We start from the raw sequence: 15,938 nt of genomic DNA, 5'->3' as shown, positions 1-15,938 counted from the left end.
CAGACTCACCAGTGGAGGCGTTCGCTGCGGATGAAGGTGGGATCGTCCCAGCGCAATCCGGAGCGCTGGCTGTAGATGTCCGGATGCACCAGTTGCATGAACTGCTCTCCCCATCTATCCGGCCGTACCGGCGCGATCGCTCCCGCCTGGTACAGCGCATCGAACCCCTGCCGCGGCAACTGCACCACATAGGGCTGCAGCTTGCGCGCCAGCCCCACGCTGCCTTCGGCAAACCGCAGCTGCTCCAGCGCTTCCCGGGCCGCGTCGTCGTACGGCACGATCACCGGCATCTGCACGCTGTCGATCATGCGGAATTTCGTCGCCAGGGTTTCCATCGGCAGGCTGTCAGGCCGGCGGGTCTTGAGCAGGCCCATGAGGTCGGGCACGTCGAGCTGGTCGCTGCCCTTTTGCCAGTAAAGCAGCGCGAAATAGCGGGCGATGGCTTCGGGCGACAGCGGGTCGTCCGCGCACTGGCGCAGTACCTCGCGGGCGGCCTGGGCGTACTGCTTCAATTCGGGGGGCGGTGCCCACTCCTCGTTGGCGTTGGCGAACACCAGCACCTCGCTGGCATCGATGTTCCTGAGGCCCTCGCGGTTGCAACGGCCCGCTGCCTGTGCAATGGAATCCAGGCCGGCCTCGGCGCGCAGCACCGTGGGGAAATCGACATCCACGCCGGCCTCGATCAGGCTGGTGCTGACGACGCGGCAGGGCTGCCCGGCCTTCAGCATCTGCCGCACTTCGTCCAGCACCTCGCTGCGGTGCTTCGCGCACATCAGCGTGGTCAGGTGCCGTGCGCCGGGCAGGTCGGCCATGGCCTCGTACACGGCCCGTGCATGGCGGCGGTTGTTGACGATGCACAGCACCTGTTCGCGCGCCCGCATGTGGCCGGCCAGGGCCGCGTCGTCCAGCGTGCCCACGTGGCGCACCCGCACCCGCTCCAGTTGCTGGAACAGCCGCGTGGGCTCGGGCGCCAGTTCGCGCACGCCCGTCAGTCCGCCGTCGAACGCGGGCGCCTCCAGCACGGGCTGCGTCGCGGTGCAGAGCACGACGCTGGTGCGGTAGTTGCGCGCCAGTTCGTCGATGGTGGCGACGCAGGGCTTGAGCAGCTTGAGCGGCATGGTCTGCGCCTCGTCCAGCACCACCACGCTGCCGGCGATGTGGTGCAGCTTGCGGCACTGCGAGGGCCGCGCGGCGAAGAGGCTTTCGAAGAACTGCACGGCCGTGGTGACGACGATGGGCGCGTCCCAGTTCTCCATGGCCAGGCGCAGTTTCTCGGCGGATTGGTATTTCTCCGGGTCGTCGCGCGGTGGCTGGCGCTCGGTGAAGGCGCTGTGGTGCTCCAGCACGGCGGCATCGCCCAGCGGGCCCAGGGCCTTGCGGAACACGGCGGCGTTCTGCTCGACGATGCTGGTGAAGGGAATGACGAAGATCACGCGCTGCAGCCCGTGGCGGATGGCGTGGTCCAGTGCGAAAGCCAGCGAGGCCAGCGTCTTGCCGCCGCCCGTGGGCACGGTCAGCGAGAACAGCCCCGGGGCGCACTCGGCGCGCTCGCGGACCTGGCGCAGGATGTCCGCCCGCAGGCGGTTGACCTCGCGGGCCGGATCGCATTCCGCCGTGAGCGTGCGCAGGTAGGTGTCGAGCTGGGCGCGCAATGCGGGCAGGGCCGGCCAGGCCGGGCCGGCGGAGCGGTGGTCCGGTCCGCCCCGGGCCTGGAGATAGAAGCGCTCGGTGTCGATGAAGTCCGCATCCACCAGGCAGGAAAACAGCATGCGCGCCAGGAACGCCATCTGGAAGGGTTGCCGCGCCAGGGCCTGCTGCCGGTCCTGTCCATAGAGCTTGAGGCCGGCGGGGAGCGCCAGCCGGGCGGGCAGGGGGATGTCTTTTTCCCAGGCGGGGTGCAGCGCGGGCAGGTCGGTGGACGCGATCCGGTCCGACAGCGCCGTGCGCTCCCCCTCGCCCTGTCCGTTGGCCAGGCCCGCGTGGTGGCCCGCGATGCCATAGGCCATCAGCTGCCCCATCACGCCCAGGCGCTGCTGGGCGATGCGTGCGCCCCAGGTGGAATGGTCCACGCGCAGGGGGCTGCCGCGCAGCCGCGCCTGGAAGGGCAGGGTGTACTTGCCCAGGTCGTGCAGCCAGCCCATGACCTGGGCAAGCTCCTGCGCATTGAACACGGCGGCGAAGTCACCGGCCATGCGGCCCACGGCGTGCAGGTGCTCGGGCAGCGTCTGCCAGCGGCTTTCCGGCTGGCCTTCGACGGAATGGGCGTGGAACGCGGGGGTGGTGGATGGCGCGCCCGGCGGAGCGTGGGGCGCAGCGGCGTCGTCGGCAGGAGCGGAGGCATGGCCGCTCCCCTGCGTGTCGTCTTTCAACAGGAGTTCCCTCTCAATGGCTTGTCGGGGCTCCGTTCTGCCCGGCCATGCCGGGTGCGGAGCTTCTGCGGCCATTGTGCGCAACGGATGAGTGCCTGTCATCCGCAGCCTGTGCTCCTGCGGGATTTCCCTGACGCAGGTCATGCTGGCCTGCCTGGCAGGCCGGTGGGCGAGGTTGTTGCAACCGTTTATGAAGACCATAACGTTGCGTTCATTCCGCTTCTCCGCAACAGGGGAAAAGGCAGAAAACGCGGCCTATGCCAACAAATCGGCGAATGAAGGGAGCGCCGGATGCCGATGTTTTGCCGCCTATGATTCCGGCCGTTTCAACGTAACTGCCAAGCAAGTTACTGGGTTGCGCGGCAGGGAGAAAGACAGGCGAGGGAAGCAGGACATGAGCGGCAAACCCGCGGCCCGGCAGGGCGATCTGACAAAAAAAGGCGGCCCGATCGTCCAGGGCTCGGCGACGGTGCTGATCGGCTCGGCGGGGGGCGTTGCGTGCTCGGTGTGCCCCGGGTGCATGGCGGTAGGCAATCCGGTGAACCCGGCGCTGGGCGCGAAGGTGCTGACGGGAGCCGATGAACTGGACTTCGCGTTGCCCGGGCCACTGCCGCTGGCATGGCAGCGGGTGTACAGCAGTTACGTGAACGTGGAGCATGGTGCGGCATGCGGGCTGCTGGGGTATGGGTGGAAGCTGCCGCTGGAACTGCGGTTGCGGCTTCAGGATGAGCGCGCGGTGCTCTTCGACGCATCCGGGCGGGCGATCACGTTCGATGAGGCGCTGCAGCCGGGGCAGGCGCTGTACAGCAGCAGCGAGGACCTGTGGCTGTTGCGGGGTGGGGGCATGGCTGGCTCCACGGCCCCATCCTCCACCCCGGCCGAACTGCTGCCATGGGCACAGCAACCCCGCTGGTCGCACGTGCCGACGGTGCTGCGTGCGGACCCGGGCTGCGTGATCGCCGCATCCGGCGCAGGCGGTGCGGGCGCGCCAGCCTGGGTGTTCCTGCCGGCGGGCGTAGCGGGCGACCATGTCCTGCATGCGGTGATCGACCGCTTCGGCCGCAGCCAGCGTTACCAGTGGGGCGAAGAGGGGCTGCAGCGGGGTCGCATCGTAGGCATCATCGATGGCATCGGTCGCCGCTACGTGCTGCGCTATGAGCGCATCGCACGGGATGCCACTGCAGCCCGCAAGCCCGGCAAGCCGGATGAGGCGAGACATGCACGCCATCTGCTGCTGGGCCCCGACGACGGTGTGCGCCTCGTGGGCGTGGACTGCACTCTCAACCCGCTCGACCCGAGCATCGTTCCGGGCACGGCCTCGCGCCCTCAACCCCTGGTGGGCTACCGCTACGACAGCGCAGGCAATCTGGCCGAGGTACTGGGCGCGGACGGCACCGTGCTGCGCCGCTTCGGCTATGACGCACTGCACCGCATGACGGAGCACCAGGTGCGCCAGGGTCCGAAGCACCGGTACGTCTATGAAGACCAGACCGCGCAGGGCCGTCGCCAGGGGGTGGTCCCGCGCCCGGGTGCCCGCGTGGCCGAGCAGCACAACCAAGAGGGACTGTCGTACTTCTTCGAGTACAGCGAAGTGCCTCCCAGTGTCGGCGAAGGTCCAGCGGGCCCGGCGTGCAGCAGCGCGGTGGTGCGCGACAGCCTGGGCCGCACGACGGCCTACCATTTCGAGGGCGAAGGCGGCCTCAAGCGCCTGGTGCGTCTCGTGGCCCCGGACGGGGCCGAACACAGCTACAGCTACGACAGCGCCGGCCGGCGGCTCTCTGCCACCGATGCGCTGGGCCGCACGACATGGTGGCACTACGACGGCGCAGGCCGGCTGCTGGGCGTGCAAGGCCCGGACGGGCGCAGCACGCAACAGCACTGGGGCGCGGCGGGCAGCGCGCAGGACGGGTTGCTGCTGGCCAGCCAGGATGCGGCAGGGCTGCGCACGGACTTCCGCTACGACACCTGGGGCCGGCTGGTGGAGGTGGCGATGGCAACATCCGGGGGCGGGAACGGAGCGACCGATACCCAGGCCCTCACTACCCGCTTCGAATACGAGCAACCACAAGATGACGGCACCGGCACCATAGCCTTCCCACCGCACGCACTCGCCTGGTGCGACCAGCCCGTGGCGATGATCGACGCCCAGGGCGGGCGCAGCCTCTACGCCTACAACGCCTGCGGCCAGCTCGCGCGGCACACGGACTGCTCCGGCCGCAGCCAGTCCTGGCGCCACGGCCCCTGGGGCGAGGTGCTGGAGACCACGGATGCGCTGGGCCAGCGCACCCAGTTGCACCACGTGCTGGAACATGGCGCCCTGCGGCTGGTGGGCGTGCAGCAGCCGGGCAACACGGCGGTGCGCCACCGCTGGTCGGCCGCCGGCACGCTGGAAGCGACCACCTACGGCACGCACGACGTGCTGGAGGGCACGGGCGAGCCCGCAGGCACCAGCACGACGGTCGCCTACCGGCACGACCTCTGGGGCCGGGTGGTGGAGCAGGTGCAGGCGGGCCGGGGCGTGCAGCTGCGCTACGACGTGGCCGGGCGGCTGCAGGAGCTCGTCAACGAGAACGGCGACGTGACCCGCTTCGTGCACGACGCGGCCGACCGGCTGGTGCAGGAAGTGGGCTTCGACGGGCGCAGCCAAGTGTATGGCTACGACGCAGCAGGCCAGCTCACGCACACGGGCGACGGCCATGGCGAAGGCCACCACCCGGGAGCGGCGGCGCGGCCGGAACTGGGCGCAGTGGTGCGCACGCGGTTGCACTACGACCTGGGAGGCCGTCTGGTGGCGCGCGTGGCCGTGCGGCTGCCGGCAGCGGGCGCATTGGCCCGTGCTGTTGTCGGCGTTGGGCTCGATGCCGCAGGCGATGCACCCGTGAATCCAGTGGCTGAACCGCATGCCGTGCTGCAGATCCAGCGCTTCGAGCACACCGCGGCCGGAGCCCTGCTGCAGGCGCGGACCTGGGAAGCAGAACTGCCCCACGGGATCGAGCGCATGGCTGTGCCGACGGCCCTGTCTTCTGACTCCTCGCGTCCAGGCGCTGCCACAGGCCGACCCATCCCCCTCGCCGAGCGCTGGCTGGCACTGGACACGCAGGTGTTGCTCGGGCTATTGGATCGCCCGGGCGACCCGGTGCATGCACCGCTGGCCGCAGCGCTCCAGGCGCAGCGGCTGCAGCCAGAAACGCGCGTGGCGATGGCGCTCGATGCTTTCGGGCGTGTGTGCGGAGAGACGCAGACGCTGTACCGTAAGCCGCAGGCGCCATACCTCCAGGCCAACCTGGGTGCCGGCGAGCCGCCCGTGGAGTTCGAGCACGCGATCACCCACACCCTGGGACCTCTTGGCCAGCGCACGGCCACGCAAATGCAAGGGCTGGGCACGCTGCAGTGGCTGGCCTACGGATCCGGCCATGTGCATGGCCTTCTGCTGGATGGCCAGCCGCTGGTGGACTGGGAGCGCGACGCGCTGCACCGCGAGGTGGGGCGCACGCTGCACCTGCTCGAAGGCCAGGACAACGCAGACCTGCCTGCCATCGTGCATGCGCGGCAACTCGACCCGATGGGCCGGATGCTGCACCAGGACTGGCGCGGCCTGCGCCATGCGGCACCCATGCCAACGACCGGTGACGGCAACGACTCCGGTACCGGCCCCTCGTCCGCCGCGGGCCGAATCGCTCCAGCCCTGGGGCCGCTCGCCACACTTGCCCAGCGTCGCTACTGGTACGACCCGCTGGGCCAACTGGTGGGCGTGCAGACCCCGGGCGAGGCCACGCGCTACGGGTACGACGCATGGCAGCGCCTGAGCGGGCTGCACCGCGTCGGCCAGGGAGCGCCGGCAGTCCGGCAGCACTGGGCGCTCGACCCCGCAGGCAATCGCCTGCCCGCGCCTGCGGAGGCCAGCGTGGAGGTACCGCACGCCGATCGGCAGGCGTGGGCGCGCGAGGTGCGCGACCACCTGCAAGACCCGGATTTCGACCTGCTTCGCCCGGGTGGCAGGCCGGGTGAGGCCCAGGGCCCGGTCACGCACTGGAAGGGCAACCGCATCGGATGGAGCACGGTGGATGCCGATACCGACGGACCCGGCCGCGACGGCCAGGGCGCCTTGATTCGCTATCGCTACGACGCCTTCGGCAACCGCATCCAGACGCTCTTGGCCGATGGGCGCATCCAGCGCCTGCGCTACGACGCGCTGCACCAGTTGCGCGAAGTCTGGCAGCGCGACAGCCCCGGTGGGGCGTGGCGACGGATGGCCCGCTATCGGTACGACGCGTTCGGACGCCGCCTGGGCAAGACCGTGCTCGGCCCGGCGGGCCAGGAAGGCCTGACCACCTATGCGGGTTGGGACGGTGACCGCCTCGTGCATACCGAAGGCCCGCAGGGGTTGCTGCACACGCTGTACGAGCCGGACGCCTTCGTGCCGCTGCTGCGGCTGGAGCGGGACCAGGCCATCCCCACACCCGTGCAGGCCATGTTCGCGCTGGAAGACCATGGCGGTGAATCCCACGCGGCGGCCCTGTTCGCGGGATTGCCGCGTGCACAGCGCGAATGGCTGGAGCAGACTCTGAACGACGCCCTGGGGCCGCACGGCGATGCACTGCGGGCCCGCCTGCAGGCAGGCTTGCCCGAAGAAACCGGCGTACTGCTCTCCGCGGGCCTCCGATCCGTGCACCAGCAACGGCAGGCAGCCGCCCAGGCCCACGCGACGCGCATCCGCCATGTCCTGTGTGATCACCTGGGCACGCCCATCGCGCTGGTGGACGCCAACGGCCCGCGGGCGGGTCTGGTCACCTGGGCTGCCACGTACCACGCCTGGGGTGCCCTGCGTGAGGCATACGATCCGTACGGTATCGGCCAGGACATCCGTTTTCAGGGCCAGCAATTCGATGCCGAGACGGGGCTGCACTACAACCGGTTCCGGTACTACGACCCCATGCGGGAGCCTCTCACAACCGCCACCAGCCAGTTTTTCCGGCGTGTCGTCAGATTCCAGCGCCCCGAATGCGCTCGGACACCTGCTCGGTGGGTGGGACGCAGCCCATGTACAGGGGCCTTTGCCCCCCGCAAGGCTCACGCTTTTGACGGTTGCAGGCGCACCCGTGCCTTGGCAGCCGATGGCTTGAAGAACGCATCCACTTGCCGATGCAGGAACGACGCCAGGCGCTTGAGGTTGTAGCAGGCAGCCATCATCGTCATCGCCACCGTGGCGCGGGTCTGCCCGATCGTGCGAACGAACTTGCCGCCCAGGTGACGGAGACCGGCAAACACATGCTCCACCTTGGCACGCTTCTTTGCGATGCGCTGGTTGCGCCTTTGCTGGCACTCGCTCAGTGGCTTGCCCGGCCGAGCCCTGCGTTGCATCGCGTCCACCAAGCCCAGCACCTTGAGTAGCTGCTGGCGCTGCCGGCTCGCGTAGGCCTTGTCCGTATGCACTGCACGCCCGGTGTTGTGCAGGTCCAGCACCTCGTCGAAGTGGTGTCCGTCATGCTCGCTGGCCGTGCCCGTGGCGATCCTGCGGATGAAGCCGTGCTTGAGGTCCACGCTCACGCTGAGCTTGTAGCCGAAGTAGCCCTTGCCGTGCTTCTTCGTGTGCGTGGCGTCCACATCCTTTTGCCGGCGCTCGGCCTCGCTCCAATCGGGCGTTCTGCCTTCGGCCAGGGCCTCGCGCTCCTGCCTGTCCAGGCGCTGGCGGGGCGCGGGCACCAGCGTGGCATCGATGGCCTGTCCGCCACGGGCGATGTAGCCATGGCGGTGCAGTTGCGCATCCACACCCTGGAACAACGCCGTCGCCCCGTCAACGCCCAGCCGCTCGCCGAAGCGCCAGATCGTGTTGCGGTCCGGCACGTTCATCGCGTCTTGCAGCAGACAAAAGCGCTGATAGCTCGCCCGGTCCAGCAACTGGTATTCCATCTGCTCGTCCGACAGGTTGTACAGGCGCTTCAAGACCAGGATGCGCACCATCACCTCGATGGGATAGGCCGGCCGACCACCCTTGCGGCCATCGCCGCGCTCGATGAGTGCATCCACCAGCCGCGCCAGCTCGGCGAAGTCGATGTGCCGCGCGATCACCTGCAACGGATCGCCCACTTCATCTCTCTTATGCTGGCGCGACGCCTCGGCAAACAGATCGAACTTCAAGGCGCTGCGAGGAGAGATCATGGCAAGGAGGACGGCTCAGGTCTTGTCGGTGAACAAGGGAGTGGCCGGGTTTTGAGAGGTTCCCATGCTGGGACAGTATGTGACGCAGGATCCGATTGGGTTGGAAGGGGGATTGAATTATTTTTCTTATGTGAATTCTCCAACTACACACATCGACCCCTACGGGCTCACTGAAATTTCTACTCCTGAAGTGGCAAATCAAGATGGACGAGGAGGGGCGGTAAATAAAATTCTGGGGGTTAAAAAAGGTGGCGATAAAATTGCGAGCGGCTCGAAAAAAATGGAGAATGCCAATAAAAAACAACAGGATGTCTTAGATTGTCTGGTGATCGGACCGACTTGCAATAAAAGCGGTGAGGAGTTGGAGGACATGCTGGATTCAGCAAGGAAAGAGAGAATCCGTGGGTTAAAGGAGATAGGACAGGGTTCGGTCGAAGTTTACAAGGGGACTCCCGGTACCTTGGGGAACGGGATTCCAGGAGGAAAAATACCTAGAGCGTGTTATGAACTTCCCGCCGCAGCCAGCACCCGCGCGGCGGCGGGCAACATGAGCACCGCAAACACCAGGAAATGCATCCCGCCGAGCACTTCGGGTAGCCGCTCGTAGTCCCGGGAGAGCCTGCGAAACCTTGCCAGCCAGCCGAAGCTTCTCTCCACCACCCAGCGGCGCGGCAGCAGCACAAAGCCCTTCTTCGCCTCGGGCAGCTTCACGATCTGCAGGTCAATTCCGCTGTCCTGCGCCGCCTTGGATGCCGCTTCACCCGTGTAGCCCTGGTCGGCCCAAGCCAGTTGTACCGTGTGGCCCGTAGCCTGCTGTACGTCTTCGCACAGGCGCTGCACCTGCGCACGCTCCTGTTCGTCTGCCGGCGTGACATGCACCGCCAGCAGATGACCCAGCGTGTCCACGGCCATATGCACTTTGCTGCCGCGCTTGCGTTTGTAGCCGTCGTAGCCCGCGCGCGGCCCGCTCTCGCAGCTCGATTGCAGTGTGCGCCCGTCCATCACCATGGCGCTGGGCTGGCCCTGGCGCCCCTGTGCCACGCGGATGATGGAGCGCAAATCCGAGACCATCGCCTCGAAGCAACCCGCATCCAGCCACCGGCGGCTCTGCTGGTAGACCGCCTCCCAGGGTGGCAGATCGTTGGGCAGCATCCGCCAAGGTGCTCCCGCGCGCACCAGCCAGCGCAGGGCGTTGAAGACTTCGCGCAGGTCGTGTCCACGCTGAGGCGCATGCGGGTCCATCAGGGTCAGGTACGGCGCAGCGAAGCTCCATTCTTCATCGCTCACGTCCGTCGGGTAGGGCTTGCGGGGCATCTGCAAACTCTACCCTCGGCTCCGCGCTCAGGGAGCAAAGTTCATAACACGCTCTAAACCATGAGAATTTTATTGCTTGTTGGTCTTGTCGTGTTCTCCTGTTGGTCGTGGGCTGAGGACTTGGCCATTCATCAGGAAGAAATATCGATCCTTGGGCGGGAAGTCAAGTTGCCTGCTGGCTGTGAAATAACCGATGTCAAGAATAGATTCGTCTGCACGGATGATTTTGAAAATGAGTATGTAATTGGCTTTAATGAGGGTGATGAATTTGAAAAAACAATCGAAAAAAATTATCAAGAAGCTATTTTTAATCGCTCGGTGCTGAAGACTGATTATGGTTATTTCATTCAGTACATAGCGAAAAAAAGCGGTGCGCAGTACAGTTTTATATATTTGGAGAAGGAAAAAATTGTATTCTTTGGCGGGGACCTAAAGTCGGTTTATACGCTTGCGATGCAAACGCAGAGCCTGTTGAGGGCCGCAAACCCTTCCCAGGCACCAAGCAGTCATCGATGATCGGCACGCGTCGAGGGGGCTGCGGGCTTGCCCCTGGACTCCACACACCACCCTAAGCCTCCCCTAACCTTCCTCTAAGCCCGCTCTAAGCCTCGCTCCGCACACTCCCGTTCATGCCACAACCCACCTGAAAGGTTTGCCATGAACACGATCCTCTCCACCCCCCGCCGCCTGACCCTCGCCTTGGTGGTCGCCGGGGCCATGGGGGCGACGGGCGCGGGGCTCGTCACCAACCTGCATTCCAGCCATGCGGCGGTGCCTCCCGCGGCCACGGGGCCGGTGGCCGCGGCGCCGGCGGCGTATTCCGGCGTGTCCGCCCCGGATTTCGCGCAGATCACCGCGCTCAACGGTCCGGCGGTGGTGAACATCAGCGTGACGGGCACGACCAAGACGTCTTACAACGGCGGGGACGATGACGGCGACGACGAGACGCCGTCCGCCCAGCACCAGCAGCCCCGCGGCGGGCAGGGCATGGATCCGGACGATCCGTTCTTCGAATTCTTCCGCCGCTTCGGCATGCCGGGCATGCCCGGTGCGGGCGGCGGGCGGATGCCGCAGCGCGAGGTGCCGATGCGCGGCGAGGGCTCGGGCTTCATCGTGAGCCCGGATGGCGTCATCCTGACGAATGCCCACGTGGTGAAGGACGCCAATACGGTGACGGTGAAGCTGACCGACCGGCGCGAGTTCCGCGCCAAGGTGCTGGGCTCCGATCCCAAGACGGACATCGCCGTGCTGAAGATCGACGCCAAGGACCTGCCCGTGGTGCACCTGGGCGACACGAAAAAGCTCTCCGTGGGCGAGTGGGTGCTGGCCATCGGCTCGCCGTTCGGCTTCGAGAACAGCGTGACGGCGGGCGTGGTGAGCGCCAAGGGCCGTGCGCTGCCGGACGACAGCTTCGTGCCCTTCATCCAGACCGACGTGGCGGTGAACCCCGGCAATTCCGGCGGGCCGCTGTTCAATTCGCGCGGAGAGGTGGTGGGGATCAATTCGCAGATCTACAGCCGCTCGGGCGGCTACCAGGGCGTGTCGTTCGCGATCCCGATCGAGGTGGCGGAGCGGGTGAAGGAGCAGATCCTGGCCACGGGCAAGGCCAGCCACGCGCGGCTGGGCGTGTCGGTGCAGGAAGTGAACCAGGCGTTCGCCGATTCGTTCCAGCTCGACAAGCCCGAAGGCGCGCTGGTGGCGGGCGTGGAGCCCGGCGGCCCCGCGGACAAGGCCGGCCTGAAGTCGGGCGACGTGATCCTGCGCATCAACGGCCAGCCTATCGTGGCCTCGGGCGATCTGCCGGCCTTCGTGGGCCAATCCTCGCCCGGCACCACGGCGCGCATGGACGTGTGGCGCCACGGCAAGCAGGAAGAACTGACGGCGACGCTGGGCGACGCGAACGACAAGCCGGCCAAGGTGGCGAGCGCCGACAAGGCGGTGGGCAAGGGCCAGCTGGGCCTGTCGCTGCGGCCGCTGCAGCCGCAGGAGCGCCGCGAGGCCGGTGTGAGCGGCGGCCTGCTGGTGGAGGAGGCGCGCGGTCCGGCCGCCGTGGCGGGGGTGGCCCCGGGCGACGTGCTGCTGTCGATCAACGGCACGCCGGCGCAGAGCATCGAGCAGGTGCGCGCCGCGATGGCGAAGGCGGGCAAGTCGGTGGCGCTGCTGATCGAGCGGGACGGCAACAAGATCTTCGTGCCGGTGCCCCTGGGCTGACCCTTCCCGGGCGGGCGCCGGTCATTGCCGGCGGAGCCCGGGGCCTCGGCCCGCATTGGGCGGGCCCATGTCCCTGCGGCCCGGCCGGTTCCTACGCGGCGCGGCAGGGCCTGCCGCTATCCTTGGCGGATGGCGCCGGGCCGTGGCCTGCTCCCGGCCGGCGCGAGAACGAACCTACCTTCCGAGGACACCTGCCATGCGCCTTCTGCTGGTGGAAGACGACACGATGATCGGCGAAGCCGTGTACGACCTGCTGCGTGCGGAGCAGCACGCGGTGGACTGGGTGCGCGATGGCGAGATGGCCGATACGGCGCTGCGCACGCAGACCTACGACGTGGTGCTGCTGGACCTGGGCCTGCCGCGCCGCGACGGCCTGGAGGTGCTGCGCGATCTGCGCGCGCGCAAGGACCGCACGCCGGTGCTGGTGGCCACGGCGCGCGACGCGGTGGCCCAGCGCGTGCAGGGCCTGGACGCCGGTGCCGACGACTACGTGCTCAAGCCCTATGAACTGGACGAACTGCTGGCGCGCATCCGGGCACTGGCACGGCGTGCGGCAGGGCGGGCCGAGCCGGTCTACGAGCACAAGGGCGTGGCCATCGATCCGGCCACGCGCGAGGTGACGGTGAACGGAGAGCCCGTGGTGCTGTCCGGGCGCGAATGGGCGGTGCTGGAGCCGCTCATCGCCCGCCCGGGGCGCGTGCTCTCGCGCGCGCAGCTCGAGGAAAAACTCTACAGCTGGAAGGACGAGATCAGCAGCAATGCGGTCGAGGTCTATATCCACGGGCTGCGCAAGAAGCTCGGTGCGGACCTGGTGCTGAACGTGCGGGGCGTGGGCTACATGGTGCCGAAGGTATGAGCGGGGTGGCGGACGGTGGCCCGGGCGATAGGCATGGCGAGGCGCCGGCCGGTGCCTCCGCGCCGGCCGGCCGCATGCGCCGCCGGGACCGCTGGATGGATGCCCTCTCTGCGCGCGCCCCGCATTCGCTGCGGGCGCGGCTGCTGTGCTTCCTGTTCGTGGCGATCGTCTGCGCGGCGCTGCTGCAGTTCGCGCTCGCCTACCGTTCGGCGCTGGCCGAGGCGGACCAGATTTTCGACTACCACATGCAGCAGACGGCGATGGCGCTGCGCCCCGGCGTGCCGGCCATGGCGGAGGGCACGCCGGAACCCCTGGAGCAGGAGGAGGAGAGCACCGAGTTCGTGGTGCAGATCTGGTCGTCCGACGGGCTGCGTGTGTTCGAGTCGTCCGTGGGCGCGGCGCTGCCGCAGCGCGCGGTGCTGGGTTTCTCGAACGTGCGCGCGCACGGCACCATCTACCGCGTGTTCTCCGTGCAGACGCGCTCGCAGGTGATCCAGGTGGCGCAGGACATGGCCGCGCGCCGCGCGATGGCACGCGACCTGGCCTGGCGCACGGCGGGGCCGATCGCGCTGCTGGCGCCGCTGCTGGCGCTGGCCGTGTGGTGGGCGGTGAGCGGCTCGCTCGCGCCGGTGGAACGGGTGCGGCGGCAACTGGCGAAGCGGCAGGCCGACGACCTGTCGCCCGTGCATGCGGGCGCGCTGCCGGACGAGGTGCGGCCGATGGTGGACGAGCTGAACCTGCTGTTCGAGCGCGTGCGCCGCGCCTTCGAGGCGCAGCAGCATTTCGTGGCGGACGCGGCGCACGAGCTGCGCTCGCCGCTGGCGGCGCTCAAGCTGCAGCTGCAGGGCCTGCAGCGTGCGGGCAGCGAGGAGGCGCGCGCGGTGGCGGCGGGGCGGCTCGCGGCCGGCATCGACCGTGCCACGCGCCTCGTGGAGCAACTGCTGGCGCTGGCGCGGCAGGAGGCCAGCGCCGCTGCCGGCGCACCGCCCGAGCCCGTGCCCCTGGCCGGACTCGCCCGGCAGGCCGTGGCCGATGCCACGCCCGCCGCGCAGAACAAGGACATCGACCTGGGCCTGGCGACCGGCGACGCGGTGGCGGTGCTGGGGTATGCGGATGCGCTGCGCATCCTGCTGCGCAACCTCGTTGACAACGCCGTGAAGTACACGCCCGCCGGCGGCGTGGTGGACGTGCACGTGCGCGAAGTAGCCGCAGGCCCGGGGCCTGCCGGCGTGGAGCTGGTGGTGGAAGACAGCGGCCCCGGCATCGCCGAGGATGACCGCGAGCGCGTGCTGGGGCGCTTCTACCGCGCGCCGGCGGCGGCCGGCAGCGCGCCCGTGGGCGGCAGCGGGCTGGGCCTGGCGATCGTGGAGTCGATCGCACGGCTGCACGGCACCGCGGTGGCGCTGGATGCATCGCCGCGCCTGGGCGGGCTGCGCGTGGCGGTGCGCTTCGCGGCGGCGGCCGGCGTTCCGGCGCTGCCAGGGGGTGGCACGGGGAGCCCGGGGGGCGGCGCTTGACGCGCTTCGCGCTGCTCTCGGGCCTGGGGCATGCGGTTTTCGTGGCCGTGGGCCTGCTGATCTACGTGATGGCCACGCGCATCGGCCGCCAGCGCCGCCATCCTTCAGCGGCCATGGGCTGGGTGCTGGCGATCGTGGCCTTCCCGTATGCGGCGGTACCGCTGTTCCTGATGTTCGGATCGCGCAAGTTCGTGCGTCCGCAGCGGCGCGCCGCCCCCATGCTGGCGGCCGGACCGGCATCGCTGGTCGCCGGCCCGCCACCGGAAGCTGCGCCGGCACCGTTGCCTCCACCCGGGCCCGCCTGGGCCACGCAGCTGCTGGCGGGGCTGGAGCTGGCGCCGCCGGTGCGCAATGCGCGCATCGTCTTCCATGGGCAGGGCCCGCAGGCGCTGGAGGCGCTGCTGGCCACGGTGGCCTCGGCGCAACACAGCCTGGATGTCTGCACCTTCGTCTTCGGCGACGACGAGGTGGGCCGGCGCGTGGCCGCGGCGCTGCAGGAGGCCGCGGGCCGGGGTGTGGCGGTGCGGCTGCTGCTGGACGCGGTGGGCAGCCTGGGCATGCCGGCGGAGCTGTCGCGCACGCTGAAGCAGGGCGGGGTGCAGGTGCGCCGCTTCATGCCGCTGCTGCACAACCCGATGCGCGGCCACACCAACTTGCGCAACCACCGCAAGATGGTGGTGGCCGATGGCGAGCGGCTCTGGAGCGGTGGCCGCAACCTGGCCTGCGAGTACTTCCTGGACCGGCCGCAACTGCCGGCCTGGATCGACCTGAGCTACGAGATCGACGGACCGATCGCGCTGCAGGCCGCCGCCCAGTTCGCGGCGGACTGGCAGGCGGCGAGCGGGCGCATGGCCCGCGCGGTACTGCCGCGGCCGCTGCCCCCCGGTCCGCCGCAGGGCGTGCCCGCGCAGTGGGTGCCCAGCGGCCCCGACCATGCGGACGACACGGTGCATGCGCTGCTGGTGGCCGGCGCCTACCACGCGCAGGAGCGCATCGTGGCGGTGACGCCGTATTTCGTGCCGGACGATGCGCTGCTCGATGCCTGGTGCCTGGCCTGCCGGCGCGGCGTGCAGGTGCGCCTGCTGGTGCCCGGGCGCTCCAACCACCGGCTGGCCGACTGGGCCCGCGCCCGCGCCCTGCGCGAGCTGGCCCAGGCCGGCGCGGAGGTCTGGCTCGCGCCGGGCATGGTGCATGCCAAGGCGGTGGTGATCGACGGCGATCTCGCGCTGTCGGGCTCGCTCAACCTCGATGCGCGCAGCCTGTTCCTCAACTACGAGGCGATGACGGCCTTCTACGGGCCGGATGAGGTGCGGTGGCTGGCCGGCTGGTGCGAGGACCAGTTCGCCCTGGCCCGGCGCCTGCACGCCCGCGCGCCGTCGTGGCCGCGGGACATTGCGGAAGGCGTGGTAAGGGCGGTCGGGTTCCAGCTCTGACGCCGCCGCCGGCGATCCTGACTTGACTTGTGTACGCATTGCGCTTCAAATGCTCAGCCATTGAAACGCATTGCGTATA

General features: G+C 68.8%; 9 protein-coding genes. 6 read left to right on the top strand and 3 right to left on the bottom strand.

Annotated features, from left to right (window positions below; translation table 11 throughout):
* Window positions 1–5 precede the first annotated feature (5 nt).
* Complete coding sequence (locus ACAV_RS19180) at window positions 6–2,513, bottom strand: CRISPR-associated endonuclease Cas3'' (protein ID WP_013596235.1); 2,508 nt, start codon at window positions 2,511–2,513, stop codon at window positions 6–8.
* 250 nt (window positions 2,514–2,763) lie between these two features.
* Here ACAV_RS19180 and ACAV_RS19175 point away from each other — a divergent pair, with 250 nt between their 5' ends.
* On the top strand, window positions 2,764–7,545 hold the full coding sequence (locus ACAV_RS19175) for a DUF6531 domain-containing protein (RefSeq protein WP_244875488.1): 4,782 nt from the start codon (window positions 2,764–2,766) through the stop codon (window positions 7,543–7,545).
* On the opposite strand, the gene ACAV_RS19170 is transcribed toward ACAV_RS19175, so the two are convergent.
* Together ACAV_RS19170 and ACAV_RS19165 are read right to left on the bottom strand one after the other, a co-directional pair.
* Window positions 7,440–8,525 (bottom strand): IS5 family transposase, encoded by a 1,086-nt coding sequence (locus ACAV_RS19170; RefSeq protein ID WP_049791218.1) that lies wholly within the window; start codon window positions 8,523–8,525, stop codon window positions 7,440–7,442. The genes ACAV_RS19175 and ACAV_RS19170 overlap by 106 nt on opposite strands.
* 504 nt (window positions 8,526–9,029) lie before the next feature.
* Window positions 9,030–9,842 (bottom strand): IS5 family transposase, encoded by an 813-nt coding sequence (locus ACAV_RS19165; RefSeq protein ID WP_013592780.1) that lies wholly within the window; start codon window positions 9,840–9,842, stop codon window positions 9,030–9,032.
* A 60-nt stretch (window positions 9,843–9,902) separates the two neighbouring features.
* Here ACAV_RS19165 and ACAV_RS24750 point away from each other — a divergent pair, with 60 nt between their 5' ends.
* From ACAV_RS24750 to ACAV_RS19145, 5 genes are all read left to right on the top strand, one after another.
* Window positions 9,903–10,358 carry a hypothetical protein gene (locus ACAV_RS24750; RefSeq protein WP_157768794.1) on the top strand — a complete coding sequence of 152 codons (456 nt, stop codon included), beginning with the start codon at window positions 9,903–9,905 and terminating at the stop codon, window positions 10,356–10,358.
* Window positions 10,359–10,499: 141 nt separating this feature from the next.
* The gene (locus ACAV_RS19160) at window positions 10,500–12,053 is read left to right on the top strand and encodes a DegQ family serine endoprotease (RefSeq protein WP_013596234.1); all 1,554 of its coding nucleotides are present in this window, start codon (window positions 10,500–10,502) and stop codon (window positions 12,051–12,053) included.
* Window positions 12,054–12,249: 196 nt separating this feature from the next.
* Complete coding sequence (locus tag ACAV_RS19155; protein WP_013596233.1) at window positions 12,250–12,909, top strand: response regulator transcription factor; 660 nt, start codon at window positions 12,250–12,252, stop codon at window positions 12,907–12,909.
* Window positions 12,910–13,004: 95 nt separating this feature from the next.
* Window positions 13,005–14,426, top strand: coding sequence for an ATP-binding protein (locus tag ACAV_RS19150; protein WP_041828822.1), 1,422 nt, complete (start codon window positions 13,005–13,007; stop codon window positions 14,424–14,426).
* Complete coding sequence (locus ACAV_RS19145) at window positions 14,423–15,859, top strand: phospholipase D-like domain-containing protein (protein ID WP_013596231.1); 1,437 nt, start codon at window positions 14,423–14,425, stop codon at window positions 15,857–15,859. The genes ACAV_RS19150 and ACAV_RS19145 overlap by 4 nt, the downstream gene beginning before the upstream one ends.
* The last annotated feature ends 79 nt before the right edge of the window (window positions 15,860–15,938 follow it).

This window comes from Paracidovorax avenae ATCC 19860, assembly GCF_000176855.2.
Taxonomy (GTDB): domain Bacteria; phylum Pseudomonadota; class Gammaproteobacteria; order Burkholderiales; family Burkholderiaceae_C; genus Paracidovorax; species Paracidovorax avenae.
Note: the sequence above shows the minus strand (reverse complement) of the source record. Positions and strands in the feature narration are given on the sequence as shown.

Excerpts from the sequence above, each read along its gene's own strand:
- ACAV_RS24750 (WP_157768794.1), top strand. The coding sequence starts at position 9,903 with ATGAGAATTTTATTGCTTGTTGGTCTTGTCGTGTTCTCCTGTTGGTCG.
- ACAV_RS19165 (WP_013592780.1), bottom strand. The coding sequence starts at position 9,842 with ATGCCCCGCAAGCCCTACCCGACGGACGTGAGCGATGAAGAATGGAGC.
- ACAV_RS19160 (WP_013596234.1), top strand. The coding sequence starts at position 10,500 with ATGAACACGATCCTCTCCACCCCCCGCCGCCTGACCCTCGCCTTGGTG.
- ACAV_RS19155 (WP_013596233.1), top strand. The coding sequence starts at position 12,250 with ATGCGCCTTCTGCTGGTGGAAGACGACACGATGATCGGCGAAGCCGTG.
- ACAV_RS19150 (WP_041828822.1), top strand. The coding sequence starts at position 13,005 with ATGGATGCCCTCTCTGCGCGCGCCCCGCATTCGCTGCGGGCGCGGCTG.
- ACAV_RS19175 (WP_244875488.1), top strand. The coding sequence starts at position 2,764 with ATGAGCGGCAAACCCGCGGCCCGGCAGGGCGATCTGACAAAAAAAGGC.
- ACAV_RS19180 (WP_013596235.1), bottom strand. The coding sequence starts at position 2,513 with ATGACCTGCGTCAGGGAAATCCCGCAGGAGCACAGGCTGCGGATGACA.